We start from the raw sequence: 15,694 nt of genomic DNA on the forward strand, positions 1-15,694 counted from the left end.
CCCGCGCTTGTCGAACCCGGTCGCGGCGAAGGCTCGCTGCGACCGGGTGTTGGATTCCTTTATCGAGGCTACCAGCGAGGTGAGGCCGATCAGCCGGGCATGGTCGACAGCGGCCGTCAAGGCCTGACGCCCGAATCCCCGACCAGCCTGTGCAGGATCGAGATAGATCGAAACCTCGGCCGACGCGCCCGTCCGGTCAAGACGAACCACTCCCACGGGCACCCCGTCTCGCATCGCCATCAGCAGACTACGGTCGGGGTTGGAGAGCGTCGCCGTCCACCACGCCCGGTGCGCTTCGGCGTCGATGGGGGTAGAGTCATGAAATTGGGAACGGCTCGACGGGTCGTTGCGCCAAGGAAAGGCGATCATGGCGTCGGCTTCGGTGGCGGCCTGCAGCTTCAGTGCGGGCTTGAATCTATCTGAAGAGGGCATTGATCGCTTCTCCCACCCTGACGAGACCAAGTCCGTCGACGAGGGCTCGCGCTCGGGCTGACATGTCCCTCCGCCGCTCCGCGTCGGACGCGAGGGCGGCGATATCCGTCGCAAGGATTGCGGCATCCTCGTTCCCCCGCGACGAGAATGCCAGTACTCCCAGCGCATCGAGGGGGCTCAACACCGGCCGGTGATTGTCGGCGAAGGCGATCGCTACGGTGGGCGCACCGATGCAGCACCGCTCCCAGGTGGCGCCCCCTCCGGCTCCGATCTGAAGGTCATGACGGCCGAAGAATGCAGCGAGGTCAGGAAGATCCACAGAGAGCGTGCAGGCGGTGTCGGCGCCCGCTGCCGTTTGCAGCCACGCGAGGTTGGGGTTGGCGCTCGTGGTGGCGATTTCGATAGTCGTGCCTGCGCCGAGCGCCTGACGAGCCGCGTCTAGAGCCATGGCCGAATGGTTGGCTGGGTCGGCTCCCCCCATGAAGATCCCAACGCTTCTCACCGTGTCGCAGATGGTCAGGTCGGCGGGGCGCCTGTAGGCGGCGGAGAGCAGCGCATAGGTGGGCCCGCCGAGGATCCGAGGCTTGAACGGCTCCGAGATGCGATGCTTGGCCCGATGGTCACTACAGTAATTATGGTCGACGATCAGCTCAACATCGAGCGGACGGTCGCCAAGGTCGTCCAAGGCGGCCATCTTACAGCCGAGGCCATTTCTGACCTCCTGATGCCAGCGGTGGTCGAAGGCGTAGTGATCTACGATGAGGACCTCAGGCCTGAAGCCACTCAATGCCGAGATCGTCTCCGCGGCATCGGTCCGCCATGTGACCTCGGCCCAGTGGCCATGCGGCGGCAGGTCCGGCTCTCCGGCGAAGGGAGCCATCGGCCGGGGGAGGCTCGAGGACGCGAAGCCCGCGGCGCCGGTCATGGCTTCGACGTTCAGGCCCAGGTCGCGCCAGACGAACCTCACCTCGGCGCCGTGGTCGGCCAACTCTCGCGCCAGCTCGAGGCACCGTCGGATGTGACCCGTGCCGATTTGGACGGAGGCGTCGGCCCTGATCCCTACCCGCATCTCAATCGCGCAGGTCGGGCTGATAGCTCTGACGCACGGGAACGCCGGCCGCGGCAAGGGCAGCCTTCGCGCCTGCAGGCGTCTGCTCGGTGAAGTGGAAGATGCTCGCGGCGGCGACGGCCGATGCGCCGGCCTGCAGCACGGCGGCGACCATGTGATCGTAATTGCCTGCGCCGCCCGAGGCGATCACGGGGATGCGCACCGCAGTGGCCACCTGCTCGACCAGCGCCAGGTCGTAGCCTTCCATGGTTCCGTCGCGCTCGATGGAGGTGACCAGGACCTCGCCGGCGCCGCGATCCTCGAGCTCCCGTGCCCAGGCGATCACATCCTTGCCGGTCGCCACACTTCCGGCGTGGCTGAAGCACTCCCAACCGCCGTCGGTCGCCTTTACGTCGATGCTGGCGACGGCGCACTGTGAACCGAAGCGGGTTGCTATCTCAGTGATCAGGCCCGGGTTCTCGTAGGCGGCGGTGTTCACGCAGACCTTGTCGGCGCCGGCCCGGAGCAGGCGCTGCACTTGGGCCAGATTGGTGATCCCGCCTCCGACCGTAAGCGGTACGAAGCAGTCCTGGCCGAAGTCATTGATTGACTCTACGTCAGGCTCGTCGCCGGTGTTATGGGCCACGATGTCGACCAGCACCAGCTCGTCGACCTCGCGCTGGTTGTAGACCTTGATCGCCGGCAGAACGGGCCCAACCCGCCTCCAGCTGTCAAAGCCGACCCCTTTGACCAGGCCGAAGTTCTTCCACAGCAGGGTTGGGATGACGCGGACCTTCAGCATTGGGGGCCGGCCAGGAAGTTGCGCAGCACCTGCGCGCCGGCTCGGGAGCTTTTCTCCGGATGGAACTGGGTGCCCCAGACGTGACCTCGACGGACGGCGGCTGTGACGGGCGCTCCGTAGTCGGTCGTCGCCAGCACGTCCTCAGGCGAATGCGGGACGAAGGCGTAGCTGTGCACGAAATAGAAGTCGGTGCCGTCCGGGACGTGGGCGAACAGACCGTCTCGAGGGGAGCGATTGGTGATGCTGTTCCAACCGACGTGCGGGAGCCGCAACCTGCATCCCAATGAGCCGAGGTGTTCGACCCGACCGGGGATGAACCCCAAGCCAGCGGTCCCGTCGGGCTGGTCCGGCCCAGCCCCTTCCATTCCCGCGTCCGCCAGCAGTTGCATGCCGACGCACACCCCCAGCAGGGGACGACCGTAGCCCAGCACCTCGTCGCGCAGCGCGTCCATCCACCCGCCCTCCCGGAGCAGGCGCGCGCAGTCGACGAAATTGCCTACGCCGGGAAGGATCAGGCAGTCGTTCAGGTGCATGTCGACGGCGCGGTCAACCAAGACGGGAGTCGCATTAACCCCCTCCAGGGCGCGGCAGACCGAGCCCAGATTGCCGACCCCGTAATCGAGCACCCCTACCTTCATGGGTTGTCGTAGTTCAGCTTCGTCAGATTTCCGTTTCGGTCCTTCACGAGCGCCCCGGACACATCGCGCTGGAAGATCTTCTTGTTCGTGAACTTGTCGCAGACGCGGATGAACTCATCCACGGTGATGTTCAGCGGCCGCAGGATGTCCTCAAGCGACTTGCCCAGGTACTCCCAGGGGAACTGGCCGTCGAGCCTCCTCACTGCGTCAAGCCCGTCGCGGCGGGTCAGGCGGTCGCGGCGGATGTGCAGGCAGGCGAGGTCAGTAGCCCGGCCGAAGCCGAACTTCAGGAATTTGAAGTAGTCGTGAATGCCAGTCTGGTAGTTATCCAGGTTCTCGTAATTCACGAGCGATCCCTCCACGGTCTTCTCATAGACCGTGAACCCGTTGGCGCAGGCGATCAGCGTATTGGAAAGACCGTCCCACGGGATGTAGTGGCCCAGGAACAGCCCTGTGACGCCCACCCGCGCCAGTTCCTCGTCCGTCGGATATGTGTAGTTGATCAGGTGTTTGGCCTCTATGCCCTCCTGGCCGATCAGATCCGAGACCCGCATTCCCAGCAGGCCCCCGAACTCCTCCAGCCAGCGTCGGTTAAGCACGTTGTTTTCTGACGCCGCCGCGGGACCGCCGTACTCATTCTGGGAGTTCTCGCCCCACACGATGAGCGGGACGTTGAACTGGACGGCCGCCCGTACCGGGATGGTAAAGATGCCGACGTGTTCCGGCCACGAGATGTCGCCGACCTGGAGCAGCCCTACCCGGTTCAATTTCGCGCGAACGAGGGGGTTCGGCGAGACCTCGATGTAATCCACGCCGAGGTGTTTCAGGTTCTCGATGTTCTTGCGGCCGATGTCGGTGAGGTCGCAGGTCGTCGACGTGACGCACAGGGGGTTTAGTCCCAGCTGCAGCATCCGGATGACCTGATAGGTGCTGTCCTTGCCGCCGCTGACCGGGACGATGCAATCCCAGTTCCCCCCGTTTGGCTGCCGGTACTTCTCGAGCAGAGTGAGCAGTTCCTGGTACCGCGCGGTCCAGTCGACCTCCGCGCGGCGTTCGTAGCTGCGGCAGGCGTTGCAGATGCCTTCCTCGTCAAGATGGAGGTCCGGCTTGGTGTCCGGCATTACGCAACGGCGGCAGTAGGTAAGCATCGTCAGTTCTTCCAGGTCTCAGCGCTTTTCCATAAGGAACCAGGTGATGTCATCCTGGGGGAAGCTCGGGTCGTTGCGATAAGCGAAGCCATAGTCGACCAGCTTCATCTGCGGATGGCGGTCCATGATCTCGCCCGCGAAATCGCGCTTGAACAGGCGATCGCCATGGCCGCGGTAGGGAATCGCCACCGGAGAAGGGTTGTAGTATTCGGCCACCAGGAGGTATCGGCCCGCCGCTTCGACCAGCTTATCGTAGACTTCGGGCAGCACGTCAGGGTTCAGGTGGATCAGCACGCCCTTGATCAGCGTGAGATCGTAGCTTCGTTGCGGCGTGAACTCCAGGATTGAGGTGTTGTAGACCTGCTGTTCCGGAAGAAGGGCCTTCAGCTCGCGGGCGGCATCGGCGTTGATCTCGATCGCCGACATGTCGAGCTCTGGGTAGAGCAGCTTCAGCGCCTTCAGGTTCATGCCGATGTTGGCCCCGAACTCGATGCAGCTGGAAAGCCCTCGCGCGCCGTTCAGCGCCTTGGCGAAAAAGTTGAGGTTGGAAGCCAGGAGCCGGTCGCCCTGGTTCCGTTCAATGTAGTCGGTGCCGAACTCTCCGGCCCAGAACGCCTCCTGGTCGGTCCTGAAATCATCCCGTTGCATGTGCCGCGTCCCTCTTGATTGTCTGTGTCCGCAGGGCGGTGAAGATCAGCTCCGCCCGCTCCCAATCTTCACTGGTATCGATGTCCTGCACCCGGTGCCGGGGTAACCTGAGGACGCGCGACCGCTCCCCGAAAATCGGTTGCCCGGTCAGCCAGGCCTCGGTCCGCCCCCAGTAGAACTGACCGGCGTCATGGTAGGCCTCCTCCAGATCCTGGGACCGGGTGAGCAGATGCTCTGGTTGAAGCATCGACACCCTCCCCGCCTCGTCCACGCGAATAGCGCGCTGGATTGGGAAATCATAGGTGGTGACGGGAAATGCGTAGTCCACACCGTCCTGCATCAGCGCCAGCCCCGCACGCAGATCCTCGGCCCGGATGAACGGCGCTGTGGCGTAGAGGCAGCAGGCCAGGTCGACACTGGTGCTTTGCTGCTGCCAGCGGATGGCGTGCGCCACCACCGGAACCGTCGGCGTCAGGTCGTCCGAGAGTTCCGCCGGCCGCCTGAACGGAACCTCGGCTCCTTGCCTGACTGCCTCTTCGGCGATCTCCTCGTCGTCGGTCGTGACGATGATGCGGTCGAAGCACCCGCTTTCGATAGCCGCGGTTATCGACCAGGCGATCATGGGGCGGCCGCAGAACGCCTTCACGTTCTTGCGTGGCACGCGTTTGCTTCCGCCGCGCGCGGGGATGACGGCCAGCTTCATGTCGCCAGCGCCGTCCGCAGGGTGGAGACCACGTGATCTTGATCCGCCTCCGACAGCGTCGGAAACAGTGGCAGGCTGATGGTCTCGGCGTAGTATTGCTCCGCCACCGGGTAGTCGCCCTGCCTGAAGCCCATGGACCGGTAGTGCGGTTGCAGGTGGATCGGGATGTAATGGACGTTCACCCCGATATCTGCGGCCCGCAGCGCATCGAACACCCGACGGCGCATTTCTCCAGGCACCCGCACCGGGTACAGGTGGAGCGCCGAATAGCTCTCATTCGCCCGCACCGGGGTCGCCACCGACACGTCCGCCAGCAGGGCGTCATATCGGTCCGCCAGCGCATGCCGTCGGGCCACATAGGCGTCCAGCCGCTCCACTTGGCTGACGCCCAGCGCCGCCTGCAGCTCGGTCATCCGATAGTTGAAGCCCAGATCGACCTGCTGATAGTACCACGGGCCGTCCGGCTCCCGGTCCATGCGTGCGGCGTCGCGGGTGATCCCGTGGCTCCGCAGCAGCCCCATCCGCTCCGCCAGCGCGGCGTCCCGGGTAAGGGCCATCCCGCCCTCGGCGGTGGTGATGATCTTGACCGGATGGAAGCTGAAGATCGTAATGTCGGAGTACCGGCCCGCGCCGACGAACTCGTCACGATACCGTCCTCCGACGGCGTGCGAGGCGTCCTCCACGACACGGAAGCCGTAGCGCGCGGCCAGTTCGGCGATGGCGGCCATGTCGCAGGGCTGGCCGCAGAGGTGCACCGGCACGACGATGCGCGGAAGCCGGCCGGCGGCCTCGGCCGCCGCCAGCTTCCGTTCGAGGGCCTGGACGCTCATGTTCCCGGTGGCCAGGTCGACGTCGACGAAATCGACCTGGGCGCCGCAGTATAGTGCGCAGTTCGCCGACGCGACGAATGAGATCGGCGACGTCCAAAGCCAGTCGCCTGGACCCAGGCCGAGCGCCAGACAGGCGATGTGCAGCGCCGACGTGGCGCTGTTCACCGCCACCGCGTGCGGAGCGCCGACGTGGTCGGCGACCGCCTTCTCGAAGCGCGGCACGGCCGGACCCTGGGTGAGGAAGTCCGACTTCAGCGTCGAGACGACCGCCTCGACGTCCTCTGCGGTGATGTCCTGCCGACCGTAGGGGATCATCCGTCAGATGCTCCCGATCTTGCCTTCGTTGGCGTCGATCCACGCCCGGAGCTCGTTGGGGCTCATCCAGTGCGGGTTGTTGTCGCTGGTGTAGCTGAACCCATCGGGGACCTTCTTGCCGTCCTTGATGCGCTCCGGGCTGCTGCTCCAGTTGTTGATCGCCGGCAGGATCTTGTAGTGCTCGGGATACTCGTACGTGAAGTATGAGTCCTCCTCGCTGATCATCTGCTCGTGGAGCTTCTCGCCCGGGCGGATCCCCACGATCTCGTGCCGGGCGTCCGGCGCGATCACCCGGGCCACGTCCGTGACCTTCATCGACGGGATCTTCTTCACATAGATCTCTCCGCCTTCCATGTCGTCGAAGGCGTGCCAGACCAGCTCCACGCCCTGCTCGAGAGAGATCATGAAGCGGGTCATGCGCTCGTCCGTGATTGGGAGCGAGCCCTGGTGCTTGATGGAGTTGAAGAAGGGGATAACCGAACCGCGCGACCCCATGACGTTGCCATACCGGACAACCGCGAACCGGGCGCCCTCGCCGCCGGAGTAGGAGTTGCCCGCGATGAACAGCTTGTCCGAGACCAACTTGGTCGCGCCGTACAGATTGGCCGGGCTGCTGGCCTTGTCGGTCGAGAGGGCGATGACCCGCTTTACGCCGCTGTCGATGCAGGCGTCCACCAGGTTCATGGCTCCATTGATGTTGGTCTTCACGCACTCGAACGGGTTATACTCGGCCGTTGGCACGATCTTCGTCGCGGCCGCATGAACGACAAAGTCGATCCCGTCGAGAGCGCGATAGAGCCGGTCCTTGTCCCGGACGTCGCCGATGAAGAACCGGACGCGTTCGTCGCCCGCGAACTTCTTCGCCATCTCCCACTGCTTCATCTCATCCCGCGACAGGATGACAATGCGCTTGGGATCGTACTTGGCCAGCGTCATCGGAACGAAGGTGTTCCCGAACGACCCGGTGCCGCCGGTGACGAGAATGTTGGAATTCTTGAGCACTAGTTGACCCCACTCCGCGCGCGCGCCCGCGGCGAACGCTCTTTTCTCTGCCAATGATTGTTCCGCCCGGACGCCCGACAGATCACCGCCGAGGCATTGACCAGATTCCGTGCGGACACAAGTGCCGGCGGCGTTCCGATCCCCTGTTCCGCCGCGCGGTTCGCGCGCTCGCGCGCGCTCGAAGAGCGGTCATCGCGCAAGAACCTCTTGAAACAGCGCAAGATAACGGTCGAATATTGCGTCCGGATGGAAGCGGGCATCCCGCCTCGGCGCCCGAGCAGGCGCGCCGTCGGGCAGCGCCTCGATGATCTCGGCGAAGCGCGCCGAGAGGGCCTTTGGATCCCCGTAGTACTCCGCCTCGTCGCCCGCGACCTCCCGGTTGTACTTGTTGTCGTGGCAGATGAGAGCCCCAGTCACCGCCGACAGGGCCTCAAGAAGGGAAGGGTTGGTTCCTCCGACAGAATGGCCATGGAAATAGGCGACGCAGTTGGATCGCAACTCGTCCAGCATCTGCTGGTCGTACAGCGGCCCGACAAAGCGGATGTTGCCTCCGTCCATCGCCGACAGCGTCTCTTCGTAGTGACGTGTCTTCGTGCTGCCGACGACAATCATGTCGACGCCGCGATCGCCCAGCGCATGAAAGGCTTTCAGGGCGAGCGCGACATTGTTTTCGGGCTCCAGCCGCGCGATCAGCAGCATGTACGGCCTCGTGATCCCGACTCGCTCACGGGTCCGCTCGTTCAGTGGGTGAACTGCGGGCTCAGGGGCGGAGTACGGGATGTAAACCCCTTTGCTCCCCAGATGAAAATCCTCTCTCAGGGCTTCGGCGTCGATGACAACGCGGCTGGCTGCTGTGATGGCCGGCACATACATAGCCGCGATCGCTGCCCGACCGAGCAGGGACCATTTCGTGCGGCGCCACTCGCACCCGTCAGGGTTCATGATCAGAGGCTTGCCGTTCAGGCGCGGCCAGAAGGAAAAGATCGAGAGCGGCACGCTGCAGCAGAGAACGGCGTCGCATTCCCGCGTCGCCAGCATCGCGGACCGGAAGTAGAAGCGGAGCTTTCGAGAATCTTTCGTGAACCCCACGTTCCTCTGTGAGGTCCAGGCATTGTAGGGGCCGTTCTCCGCCTCTCCGTAGACCACGAAGCGCACGTCGGTCTTGGCCCAGCGCGGGTCTTGGACCAGCAGCTCGATGAATCGTTCGAAGCCGCCGTGGCGGTTGGGCAGACCTCGCGTGCCGATCAATGCAATGGTGGGCATTCGTGTCGGACAATCAGGCAGTTAGCGAAGGGCAGGGGGAGTGGCACATATGGCCAAGTCGGTAAAGGGCGAGCTTGTAACCACAGAGTGTGCAGTCGGAGCGACCAAGCCGCGTCAACGGGCCCCGCTCCCGCTGACGAGGGTCCACACTGTCCGGGCCAGAATCTGCATATCCAAGGAGAACGACAGGTTCTTGATGTAGAACAGGTCGTAGCCGACCTTCACCTTGGTCTCGTCCAGGTCGGCGGCGTAGCCGGACCGGACCTGGGCCCAGCCGGTGATGCCAGGCCGCACCAGATGGCGATGCGCATAGGCCGGGAAGGTCTTCTGGTACTCGTCGCTGAGCACCGTCCACTCCGGCCGCGGGCCGATGATGCTCATGTCGCCCTTCAGGACGTTCCAGAGCTGCGGCAGTTCGTCGACCCGGAACCGCCGGAGCCAGGCGCCGACGGGGGTGATGCGGTTGTCGCCGGTCGTGGTGGCCTGCAGGGCGTCGGTCGGCCGCATCGGCCGCATGGTCCGCAGCTTGTACATGCGGAAGGGACGGCCGGCGAACCCCGCCCGATCCTGAACGAACAGCACCGGGCGGCCCATGGTGCACGCGACCGCGAGCGCGCCAAGCAGGGCCAAGGGCACGGTGATCGGCGCTGTCAGGATGATCAGCGCCACGTCCAGCAGACGTTTCCTGAGGCGATAGGACGTCAGGCCGCCGACCGGCAGGTGCTCCACCTCGAAATGCTCGACCGAGACGATCCCGTCCGCCTCCTCAAGGAACTCGGCCACGTGGCGGACCGGCACGCCGGACAGCATGGCGCGGGAGACGAAGGCGGACCAGGCGAGGTCGAGCTCCGCCATTTCCGGCGCGAGGACGAGGTCGCAGTCGCGAACATCGGTCTCGGGGTCTTCCAGAAGCCGGAACTCGCCCCTGTATCGCTCGGCCAGCTTGGTCAGCGCCTTCGGAGGCGACGCGCCGACGATCGCGATGCGGGGACGTACAGCGACATGTTCCAGGTACATGTAAAGGGTGCCGAAGACGACGGAAAATACGACGCCGGCGATCATGACCTGGCTCGAATACACCAGGTGCAGAAGCAGGATGGCGAAAGCCAGTCCCCCGTGTAACAGGATCGAACGCGACAGAACGGCCGCCAGCTTGCGATCGAACCGGTTCTTCAGGTGCGCGGACATCAGGATGACCGCGAAATTCGTCGCGCAGTTCAGAAGCACGTTGTTCAGGAACGGGCCCGGATAGGCCCGCATGTATTGGGGGCCGAACGCAAGCTGGCCATACACGTGCGGCATCACCAGGAAACAGAGCACGAAGGCCGGGATGGCCAGCATCCACAGAGGCACCCGTTCCGTAGCCTTTTTCCAGACGGGTTGCTTGCCGTCGGGCGCGCTTGCCGCGGCCTTTCCGGCGGAGCAGGCCGGTGCGGCGGCGTCCGTCTTCGCCGCCGCCGAAACGAGATCCGCTTGGGAGATGCTTCCGGAAGCGGTCATGCTGCACGGAGGACATGCTTGCGCAAGTACGCGCCGTAGTCGGACTTGCCATAGGTAGCCACAAGTCGCTCCAGCTGCGCCTCGTCGATGAACTCCTGCGCGAAGGCGACTTCCTCCGGACAGGCGATCTTGAACCCCTGACGGCGCTCCAGCACCCGGACGAGCTCGGCCGCCTCCAGAAGGCTTTCGGGAGTGCCGGTGTCCAGCCATGCGTAGCCGCGGCCCATCAGCTGCACGTTCAGGTCGCCCCGCTCGAGATAGGCCTTGTTGACGTCCGTGATTTCCAGCTCCCCGCGGGCGGAGGGCTTCAGGGACCGTGCGATGTCCACCACCGCGGCGTCATAGAAGTACAGGCCCGTAACAGCCCAGTTCGATCGAGGGACGCTTGGCTTTTCCTCAATCGACAGGGCGCGCATGTCGGCATCAAACTCCACAACGCCATATCGTTCTGGATCGCTGACCTGGTAGGCGAAGATCGTCGCGCCGGTCGGTCGGGCCCCCGCGGATTGCAGGAGACCCTTGAGGTCGTGCCCGTGGAAAATGTTATCGCCGAGGATGAGAGCTGAAGGCTCGGAGCCTACGAAGTCGGCGCCGATGATGTAGGCTTGGGCCAGCCCGTCAGGGCTGGGCTGCACGGCGTACCTGATCTCCATGCCCCACGCCGAGCCGTCGCCCAGAAGCGCCTCGAAGTTCGGCAGATCCCGCGGCGTCGAGATGATCAACACTTCGCGGATGCCGGCGAACATCAGCGTCGTCAGCGGATAATAGATCATGGGCTTGTCGTAGACAGGCAGCAGCTGCTTCGACGTCACCTTGGTCATCGGGTGAAGGCGGGTTCCCGATCCCCCGGCCAGAATGATGCCTTTCATTGGACCGTTCCTTCGTTGAGGGCCGCGACGATCTCCCGCACCGCGGGCCGCCAGGATCTGAGTTTGATCCCGAAATCGCGTTCGACCTTGGCCGTGTCGAGACGGGAATTCATCGGGCGGGCGGCGGGGGTCGGGTACGCCCGCGTCGGGATCGGCTCGACCTTCGCCGATGCGCCGCCGACCGCGGCGCTGCAGGCGAAGATCTCCTCGGCCAGGCCGGCCCAGGTCGTCTCCCCCTCGTTGGCGAGGTGGTAGATGCCCGTGGGGGCGCCGGAATCCTGCACCAGACGCAACGCCATCGCTGCGAGGGCCCCGGCCAAGTCTATCGCACTGGTGGGACGGCCGCGCTGGTCGTCCACCACCCGAACAATCTCCCGCTCCCCGGCCAGCCGAAGCATCGTCTTCAGGAAGTTGGCCCGCCACGGACTGATCACCCAGGAGGTCCTCGCCACGACCGAACGGGGGCAGGCCGCCAGCACGGCCCATTCTCCCGCGCATTTGGACTGGCCGTAGACGCTCAGCGGATGCGTCGGGTCATCCTCGACGTACGGCCGCTCGGCGGTTCCGTCGAAGACATAGTCGGTAGAGACGTGGATCAGCGGAACGCCGGCAGCCGCAGCGGCTTCCGCCAGCCGCGCCGGGGCTAGGGCGTTGCAGGCGAACGCCTCCGCTACGTCGCTCTCGGCCTGGTCCACGGCCGTGTAGGCCGCGGCGTTGATCACCGCCGCAAACGGCGCGGCGGCCAACGCCCTGCCGATGGACTGGGCGTCCGTGATGTCAAGCGTGTCCCGCCCCGGCGCGTGCAGGGTGACGCCGCCGGGCCAGCAGGCTTGGCGCAGCGCGAGACCGAGCTGACCCTGTCCGCCGGTCAGCAGAATATCGACAGGCGTTTCGTCCACTCAGGCGACTCCGAGGCGCTGGGTCCCGTAGCGGGTCTCGAGGATAGCCTCCCACCACCCGCGGTTGTCGAGGTACCACTGCACCGTCCGGGCAATGCCCTCTTCAAAACTGATGGCGGGCTCCCAACCCAACTCCAGCTTGATGCGGCTGGCGTCGATGGCGTAACGCTTGTCATGGCCCGGACGGTCGGCGACGAACTGGATCTGGTCGCCGTAGGGGCGGCCGTCCTCGCGCGGGCGCAGCTGGTCCAGTAGGCCGCAGATGGTCCGCACCACTTCCAGGTTGGTGCGCTCGGCGTTGCCGCCGATATTGTAGGTCCGCCCCGGGCAGCCTGCCTCTAGCACCCGACGGAGCGCGCGGGCGTGGTCCTCGACGAACAGCCAGTCGCGCACGTTCGAGCCGTCGCCATACACCGGCAGGTGCTCCCCGCGGAGGGCGCGGATGATGATCAGCGGGATCAGCTTTTCGGGGAAGTGGTACGGACCATAGTTGTTCGAGCAATTGGTCACCAGGACCGGCAGTCCGTAGGTATGGCCCCACGCCCGCACCAGGTGGTCCGAGCCCGCCTTGCTGGCGGAATACGGCGACCGAGGATCGTAGGGCGTCGTCTCCGTGAACAGACCCTCTGCGCCGAGGGAGCCGAACACCTCGTCCGTCGAGATGTGATGAAAGCGGAAGGACGCCTGGTCGGCGTCGGTGAGGCCGCGCCAGTACCGGGTGACGGTGTCGAGGAGGACATAGGTGCCGACCACGTTGGTCTGGATAAAGGCCCCGGGACCGTCGATCGAGCGATCCACGTGACTCTCCGCCGCCAAGTGGAGCGCGGCATGCGGCCGGAAGCTGTCAAGGGCGGATTGTACCGCCGCCGCCTCGCAGATGTCGGCCTGTACGAACCGGTACCGGGGGCTGGCGCTGACGCTCTCCAGCGAACTTAGAACCCCCGAATAGGTGAGCTTGTCGAAGACCAGCACCTCATGGTCGGTCTCGTTGATCAGCTGCCGCACGACCTCCGAGCCGATGAAGCCGGCGCCTCCGGTAACGATGATCCGCATTCTAGTCGTCCTGGTCGGTAAGCAGGGGTCCGAGAGGGCGTCCATCGTACTCGAAGGGGCTGACCAGGTCTCGCAGCCGCGGCAGCCGCTCGTCCTTGGCCGACAGGGCAGCCGATCTTCCCTCGAGCGGCCAGTCGATGCCCACCTCGGGGTCGTTCCAGATGACGCCGTCCTCGCACTCGGGAGCGTAGAAGTCGGAGACCTTGTAGGCGACCTCCACTTCCGGCTCCAGGGTGATGAAGCCATGGGCAAAGCCAATCGGGATATACAGTTGCTCTCCGCCCGCAGCTGTCAGTCTCGCCCCAACATGCTGGCCGTAGGTCGGCGAGCCCTGCCGGATGTCCACCGCGTAGTCCATGATCGAGCCGCGCAGGCACCGCACCAGCTTGGCCTGGGCGCGCGGCGGGCGCTGGTAATGCAGCCCGCGGATCGTACCAGCGGCGGCCGAGAAGGACTGGTTGTCCTGCACGAAACGGGTCCTCAGTCCCAGCGACGCTTCCCGACGTTCGGAATAGGTTTCCGAGAACCAGCCGCGGTCGTCGGAGAACCGTCGCGGCCGCAGGAACAGGACAGGTGATGGCGCGCGTTGTTGCGAAGGCATGCCGCCCCTTCCCCTGCTTCGGCCTTGATTGGGTGGGCGCGAACTTGTGGGGTCCGTCCGGGAGAATCAAGCGAAATACCCATTCCGACCATACGGCCAAGGGCTAACGGCCAAGGTGGTGCGTCCGAGTCACATGTGGATTGCATGTGTCGCGCCGTACCCGCTGGGGGTGCGTTGTTCGGTAACCCGCCCGCTATCCCCCTTGACGGCGCAGCAGGAGATGGTGCTCCGTGCGCACCGCCCTTGCCAGTGACGACCGCTCATCCACCAGCCCGAGTAGACACATGCCGGTTCTGTTGCTCGCCCTGAACGAAGTCAATTTCGACGCGGTTCGTGCGTATGTCGGCATGGGGAAGCTGCCCGCCCTCGGCCGGCTGATCGCCGAGCACGGCGTCACCGAAACGACCTCCGAACGAAAGTACGAGGAGCTGGAGCCTTGGATCCAGTGGGTGACAGCGCACACGGGCCTGACCCTCGCCCAGCATGGCGTCTTCCGCCTCGGTGACATTGTTCAGAAGGACATCCCCCAGATATGGGAGGTGCTTGAGGCCGAAGGCCTGAAGGTCGGCGCGGTGAGCCCGATGAATGCGAAAAACCGTTGCCGCGACGCGGCCTTCTTCGTGCCGGACCCTTGGACGGAAACCGCTGTGACCGGGACGCCGCTGATGCGGAAGTTCTACACTGCCGTGGCCCAATCGGTGAACGAGAACGCCAGCGCGCGGATGACGCTTTCGTCGGCCTTCTGGCTCGCCCTGGGCCTCGCGGTTTACGCTCGGCCGCGAAACTATGGACGCTACCTCTCGCTGATGTTGGGCGCGCTCCGCGGTCGCTCCTGGGCCAGAGCCCTGGTGCTCGACCTTGTCCTTGCCGATCTTTTCGTGGCGGAGGCGCGGGGACGTCGTGTGGACTTCGGCTCTCTGTTCCTCAACGCCGCCGCCCACATTCAGCACCACTACATGTTCAATTCCAAGGCCTACAACGGGCCGCAGACGAACCCCGAATGGTACATCCCGTCGCGGTACGATCCCGTGCTGGAGGTCTACGAGGTCTACGACGCCATCATCGCGCAAATCCGGCAGCGCTTCCCCGACGCGCGGTTAATGCTTGCGACGGGACTGCACCAGGATCCTCACCCGGAGACGACCTTCTATTGGCGTCTCAGGGACCACAGCGCGTTTCTGGATCAGATCGGCCTCTCGCCCACGCGCATCCAGCCCCTGATGTCGCGCGACTTCTTGGTCGAGTTCGCCGACGAGGCGGCGGCGGCCATGGCAGAGCGTCGCTTGGCGTCAGTTCGCGGCGAGGACGGCGCCCCCCTGTTCGAGACCGACAATCGCGGACGCGACCTGTTTGTCATGCTGGTGTGGCCAAAGGACATTCCGCAGGACTTCACCTACTTCATCGACGGCCAAGCCTATCGTGGCCTGCGCGACCAGGTAGCGTTTGTCGCGATCAAGAACGGACGGCACAACGGGATCGGCTACCTCCTGGACACCGCGGCTACGGCCGAGGCGCGTCCCATGCCCCTGACGGAACTTCCTGCGCGGATTGCGGCGGCCTGCGGCGTGATCTGGCCAGCAGCCGGGAAGAACGCCATGGGCGCGGCCGCCTGAGTCGAAGGCCATCTTCGCGCGCCAGTGCGCCGGTCCCGGCTCCACCTTCTCCATCCGCCTGAAGGGCGGCGAGGCCGAGGCGTTTCGCCTGCTCGATTCGCTCCGCCTGTTCAAGCTGGCGGTGAGTCTGGGCGGCACCGAGAGTCTCGTCTCCCACCCATCCCGCACGACCCATTCGGACTGTACGCCGGAGGCGAAGGCCCGCTGCGGCATCGGGGACAATCCGGTGCGGCTGTCAGTCGGCATCGAGAACGTGGAGGATCTGGCCGCGGACCTGTTGGCGGCGCTCGACGCGGTCTGAGGCGGGAGTCGTCCTCATCTCGTCGGGAC

At 65.1% G+C, this 15,694-nt stretch carries 17 protein-coding genes; 2 read left to right on the top strand and 15 right to left on the bottom strand.

The genetic code is table 11. From position 1 onward, the window contains the following. The 15 genes from RIF93_RS11965 to rfbC all read right to left on the bottom strand — a co-directional run. Positions 1 to 432 (bottom strand): GNAT family N-acetyltransferase (locus RIF93_RS11965; protein ID WP_309091601.1); only part of this gene is annotated, 432 nt, incomplete at its 3' end. Further along, complete coding sequence (gene pseG, locus RIF93_RS11970; protein WP_309091603.1) at positions 416 to 1,501, bottom strand: UDP-2,4-diacetamido-2,4,6-trideoxy-beta-L-altropyranose hydrolase; 1,086 nt, start codon at positions 1,499 to 1,501, stop codon at positions 416 to 418. The genes RIF93_RS11965 and pseG, both read right to left, overlap by 17 nt. 1 nt (position 1,502) lies before the next feature. After that, entirely contained in the window at positions 1,503 to 2,282 is a 780-nt protein-coding gene (locus RIF93_RS11975) for an imidazole glycerol phosphate synthase cyclase subunit (RefSeq protein ID WP_309091604.1), read from the bottom strand. Beyond that, positions 2,276 to 2,920 (bottom strand): imidazole glycerol phosphate synthase subunit HisH, encoded by a 645-nt coding sequence (gene hisH, locus RIF93_RS11980; protein ID WP_309091606.1) that lies wholly within the window; start codon positions 2,918 to 2,920, stop codon positions 2,276 to 2,278. Before hisH ends, RIF93_RS11975 begins: the two co-directional genes overlap by 7 nt. After that, positions 2,917 to 4,068 (bottom strand): N-acetyl sugar amidotransferase, encoded by a 1,152-nt coding sequence (locus RIF93_RS11985; RefSeq protein ID WP_309091608.1) that lies wholly within the window; start codon positions 4,066 to 4,068, stop codon positions 2,917 to 2,919. The genes hisH and RIF93_RS11985 overlap by 4 nt, the downstream gene beginning before the upstream one ends. 18 nt (positions 4,069 to 4,086) lie before the next feature. Beyond that, positions 4,087 to 4,716, bottom strand: coding sequence for a pseudaminic acid biosynthesis-associated methylase (locus RIF93_RS11990; RefSeq protein ID WP_309091610.1), 630 nt, complete (start codon positions 4,714 to 4,716; stop codon positions 4,087 to 4,089). After that, positions 4,703 to 5,419, bottom strand: coding sequence for a pseudaminic acid cytidylyltransferase (pseF, locus tag RIF93_RS11995; RefSeq protein ID WP_309091612.1), 717 nt, complete (start codon positions 5,417 to 5,419; stop codon positions 4,703 to 4,705). The genes RIF93_RS11990 and pseF overlap by 14 nt, the downstream gene beginning before the upstream one ends. Further along, the gene (gene pseC, locus RIF93_RS12000) at positions 5,416 to 6,564 is read right to left on the bottom strand and encodes a UDP-4-amino-4,6-dideoxy-N-acetyl-beta-L-altrosamine transaminase (protein ID WP_309091614.1); all 1,149 of its coding nucleotides are present in this window, start codon (positions 6,562 to 6,564) and stop codon (positions 5,416 to 5,418) included. The genes pseF and pseC overlap by 4 nt, the downstream gene beginning before the upstream one ends. 3 nt (positions 6,565 to 6,567) lie before the next feature. Then, complete coding sequence (gene pseB, locus RIF93_RS12005) at positions 6,568 to 7,566, bottom strand: UDP-N-acetylglucosamine 4,6-dehydratase (inverting) (RefSeq protein WP_309091616.1); 999 nt, start codon at positions 7,564 to 7,566, stop codon at positions 6,568 to 6,570. 189 nt (positions 7,567 to 7,755) lie between these two features. Beyond that, on the bottom strand, positions 7,756 to 8,829 hold the full coding sequence (locus RIF93_RS12010; protein WP_309091618.1) for a glycosyltransferase: 1,074 nt from the start codon (positions 8,827 to 8,829) through the stop codon (positions 7,756 to 7,758). Positions 8,830 to 8,943: 114 nt separating this feature from the next. Then, a complete protein-coding gene (locus RIF93_RS12015) occupies positions 8,944 to 10,182 on the bottom strand; it encodes a sugar transferase (RefSeq protein WP_309091620.1) in 1,239 nt (412 codons plus the stop codon). A 143-nt stretch (positions 10,183 to 10,325) separates the two neighbouring features. Beyond that, on the bottom strand, positions 10,326 to 11,198 hold the full coding sequence (gene rfbA, locus RIF93_RS12020) for a glucose-1-phosphate thymidylyltransferase RfbA (protein WP_309091622.1): 873 nt from the start codon (positions 11,196 to 11,198) through the stop codon (positions 10,326 to 10,328). Beyond that, entirely contained in the window at positions 11,195 to 12,097 is a 903-nt protein-coding gene (gene rfbD, locus RIF93_RS12025) for a dTDP-4-dehydrorhamnose reductase (protein WP_309091624.1), read from the bottom strand. The genes rfbA and rfbD overlap by 4 nt, the downstream gene beginning before the upstream one ends. Further along, positions 12,098 to 13,150: a dTDP-glucose 4,6-dehydratase gene (gene rfbB / locus RIF93_RS12030; RefSeq protein ID WP_309091626.1), complete on the bottom strand. Its 1,053-nt coding sequence runs from the start codon at positions 13,148 to 13,150 to the stop codon at positions 12,098 to 12,100. 1 nt (position 13,151) lies between these two features. Next, positions 13,152 to 13,751 carry a dTDP-4-dehydrorhamnose 3,5-epimerase gene (rfbC, locus tag RIF93_RS12035; protein WP_309091628.1) on the bottom strand — a complete coding sequence of 200 codons (600 nt, stop codon included), beginning with the start codon at positions 13,749 to 13,751 and terminating at the stop codon, positions 13,152 to 13,154. A gap of 284 nt (positions 13,752 to 14,035) precedes the next feature. On the opposite strand from rfbC, the gene RIF93_RS12040 reads away from it, so the two are divergent. Together RIF93_RS12040 and RIF93_RS12045 are read left to right on the top strand one after the other, a co-directional pair. Beyond that, positions 14,036 to 15,364 carry a hypothetical protein gene (locus RIF93_RS12040; protein ID WP_309091629.1) on the top strand — a complete coding sequence of 443 codons (1,329 nt, stop codon included), beginning with the start codon at positions 14,036 to 14,038 and terminating at the stop codon, positions 15,362 to 15,364. Positions 15,365 to 15,374: 10 nt separating this feature from the next. After that, on the top strand, positions 15,375 to 15,665 hold the full coding sequence (locus RIF93_RS12045; RefSeq protein ID WP_309091631.1) for a PLP-dependent transferase: 291 nt from the start codon (positions 15,375 to 15,377) through the stop codon (positions 15,663 to 15,665). Positions 15,666 to 15,694 lie beyond the last annotated feature (29 nt).

Source organism: Phenylobacterium sp., from assembly GCF_031181185.1.
Lineage (GTDB): Bacteria > Pseudomonadota > Alphaproteobacteria > Caulobacterales > Caulobacteraceae > Phenylobacterium.

Bases quoted from the DNA above. Each gene is read 5' to 3' on its own strand.
- RIF93_RS11990 (WP_309091610.1), bottom strand. From the start codon at position 4,716: ATGCAACGGGATGATTTCAGGACCGACCAGGAGGCGTTCTGGGCCGGA.
- pseF (WP_309091612.1), bottom strand. From the start codon at position 5,419: ATGAAGCTGGCCGTCATCCCCGCGCGCGGCGGAAGCAAACGCGTGCCA.
- RIF93_RS12010 (WP_309091618.1), bottom strand. From the start codon at position 8,829: ATGCCCACCATTGCATTGATCGGCACGCGAGGTCTGCCCAACCGCCAC.
- rfbC (WP_309091628.1), bottom strand. From the start codon at position 13,751: ATGCCTTCGCAACAACGCGCGCCATCACCTGTCCTGTTCCTGCGGCCG.
- pseG (WP_309091603.1), bottom strand. From the start codon at position 1,501: ATGCGGGTAGGGATCAGGGCCGACGCCTCCGTCCAAATCGGCACGGGT.
- RIF93_RS11985 (WP_309091608.1), bottom strand. From the start codon at position 4,068: ATGCTTACCTACTGCCGCCGTTGCGTAATGCCGGACACCAAGCCGGAC.
- RIF93_RS12040 (WP_309091629.1), top strand. From the start codon at position 14,036: ATGCCGGTTCTGTTGCTCGCCCTGAACGAAGTCAATTTCGACGCGGTT.
- hisH (WP_309091606.1), bottom strand. From the start codon at position 2,920: ATGAAGGTAGGGGTGCTCGATTACGGGGTCGGCAATCTGGGCTCGGTC.
- rfbB (WP_309091626.1), bottom strand. From the start codon at position 13,150: ATGCGGATCATCGTTACCGGAGGCGCCGGCTTCATCGGCTCGGAGGTC.
- RIF93_RS11975 (WP_309091604.1), bottom strand. From the start codon at position 2,282: ATGCTGAAGGTCCGCGTCATCCCAACCCTGCTGTGGAAGAACTTCGGC.
- pseC (WP_309091614.1), bottom strand. From the start codon at position 6,564: ATGATCCCCTACGGTCGGCAGGACATCACCGCAGAGGACGTCGAGGCG.
- rfbA (WP_309091622.1), bottom strand. From the start codon at position 11,198: ATGAAAGGCATCATTCTGGCCGGGGGATCGGGAACCCGCCTTCACCCG.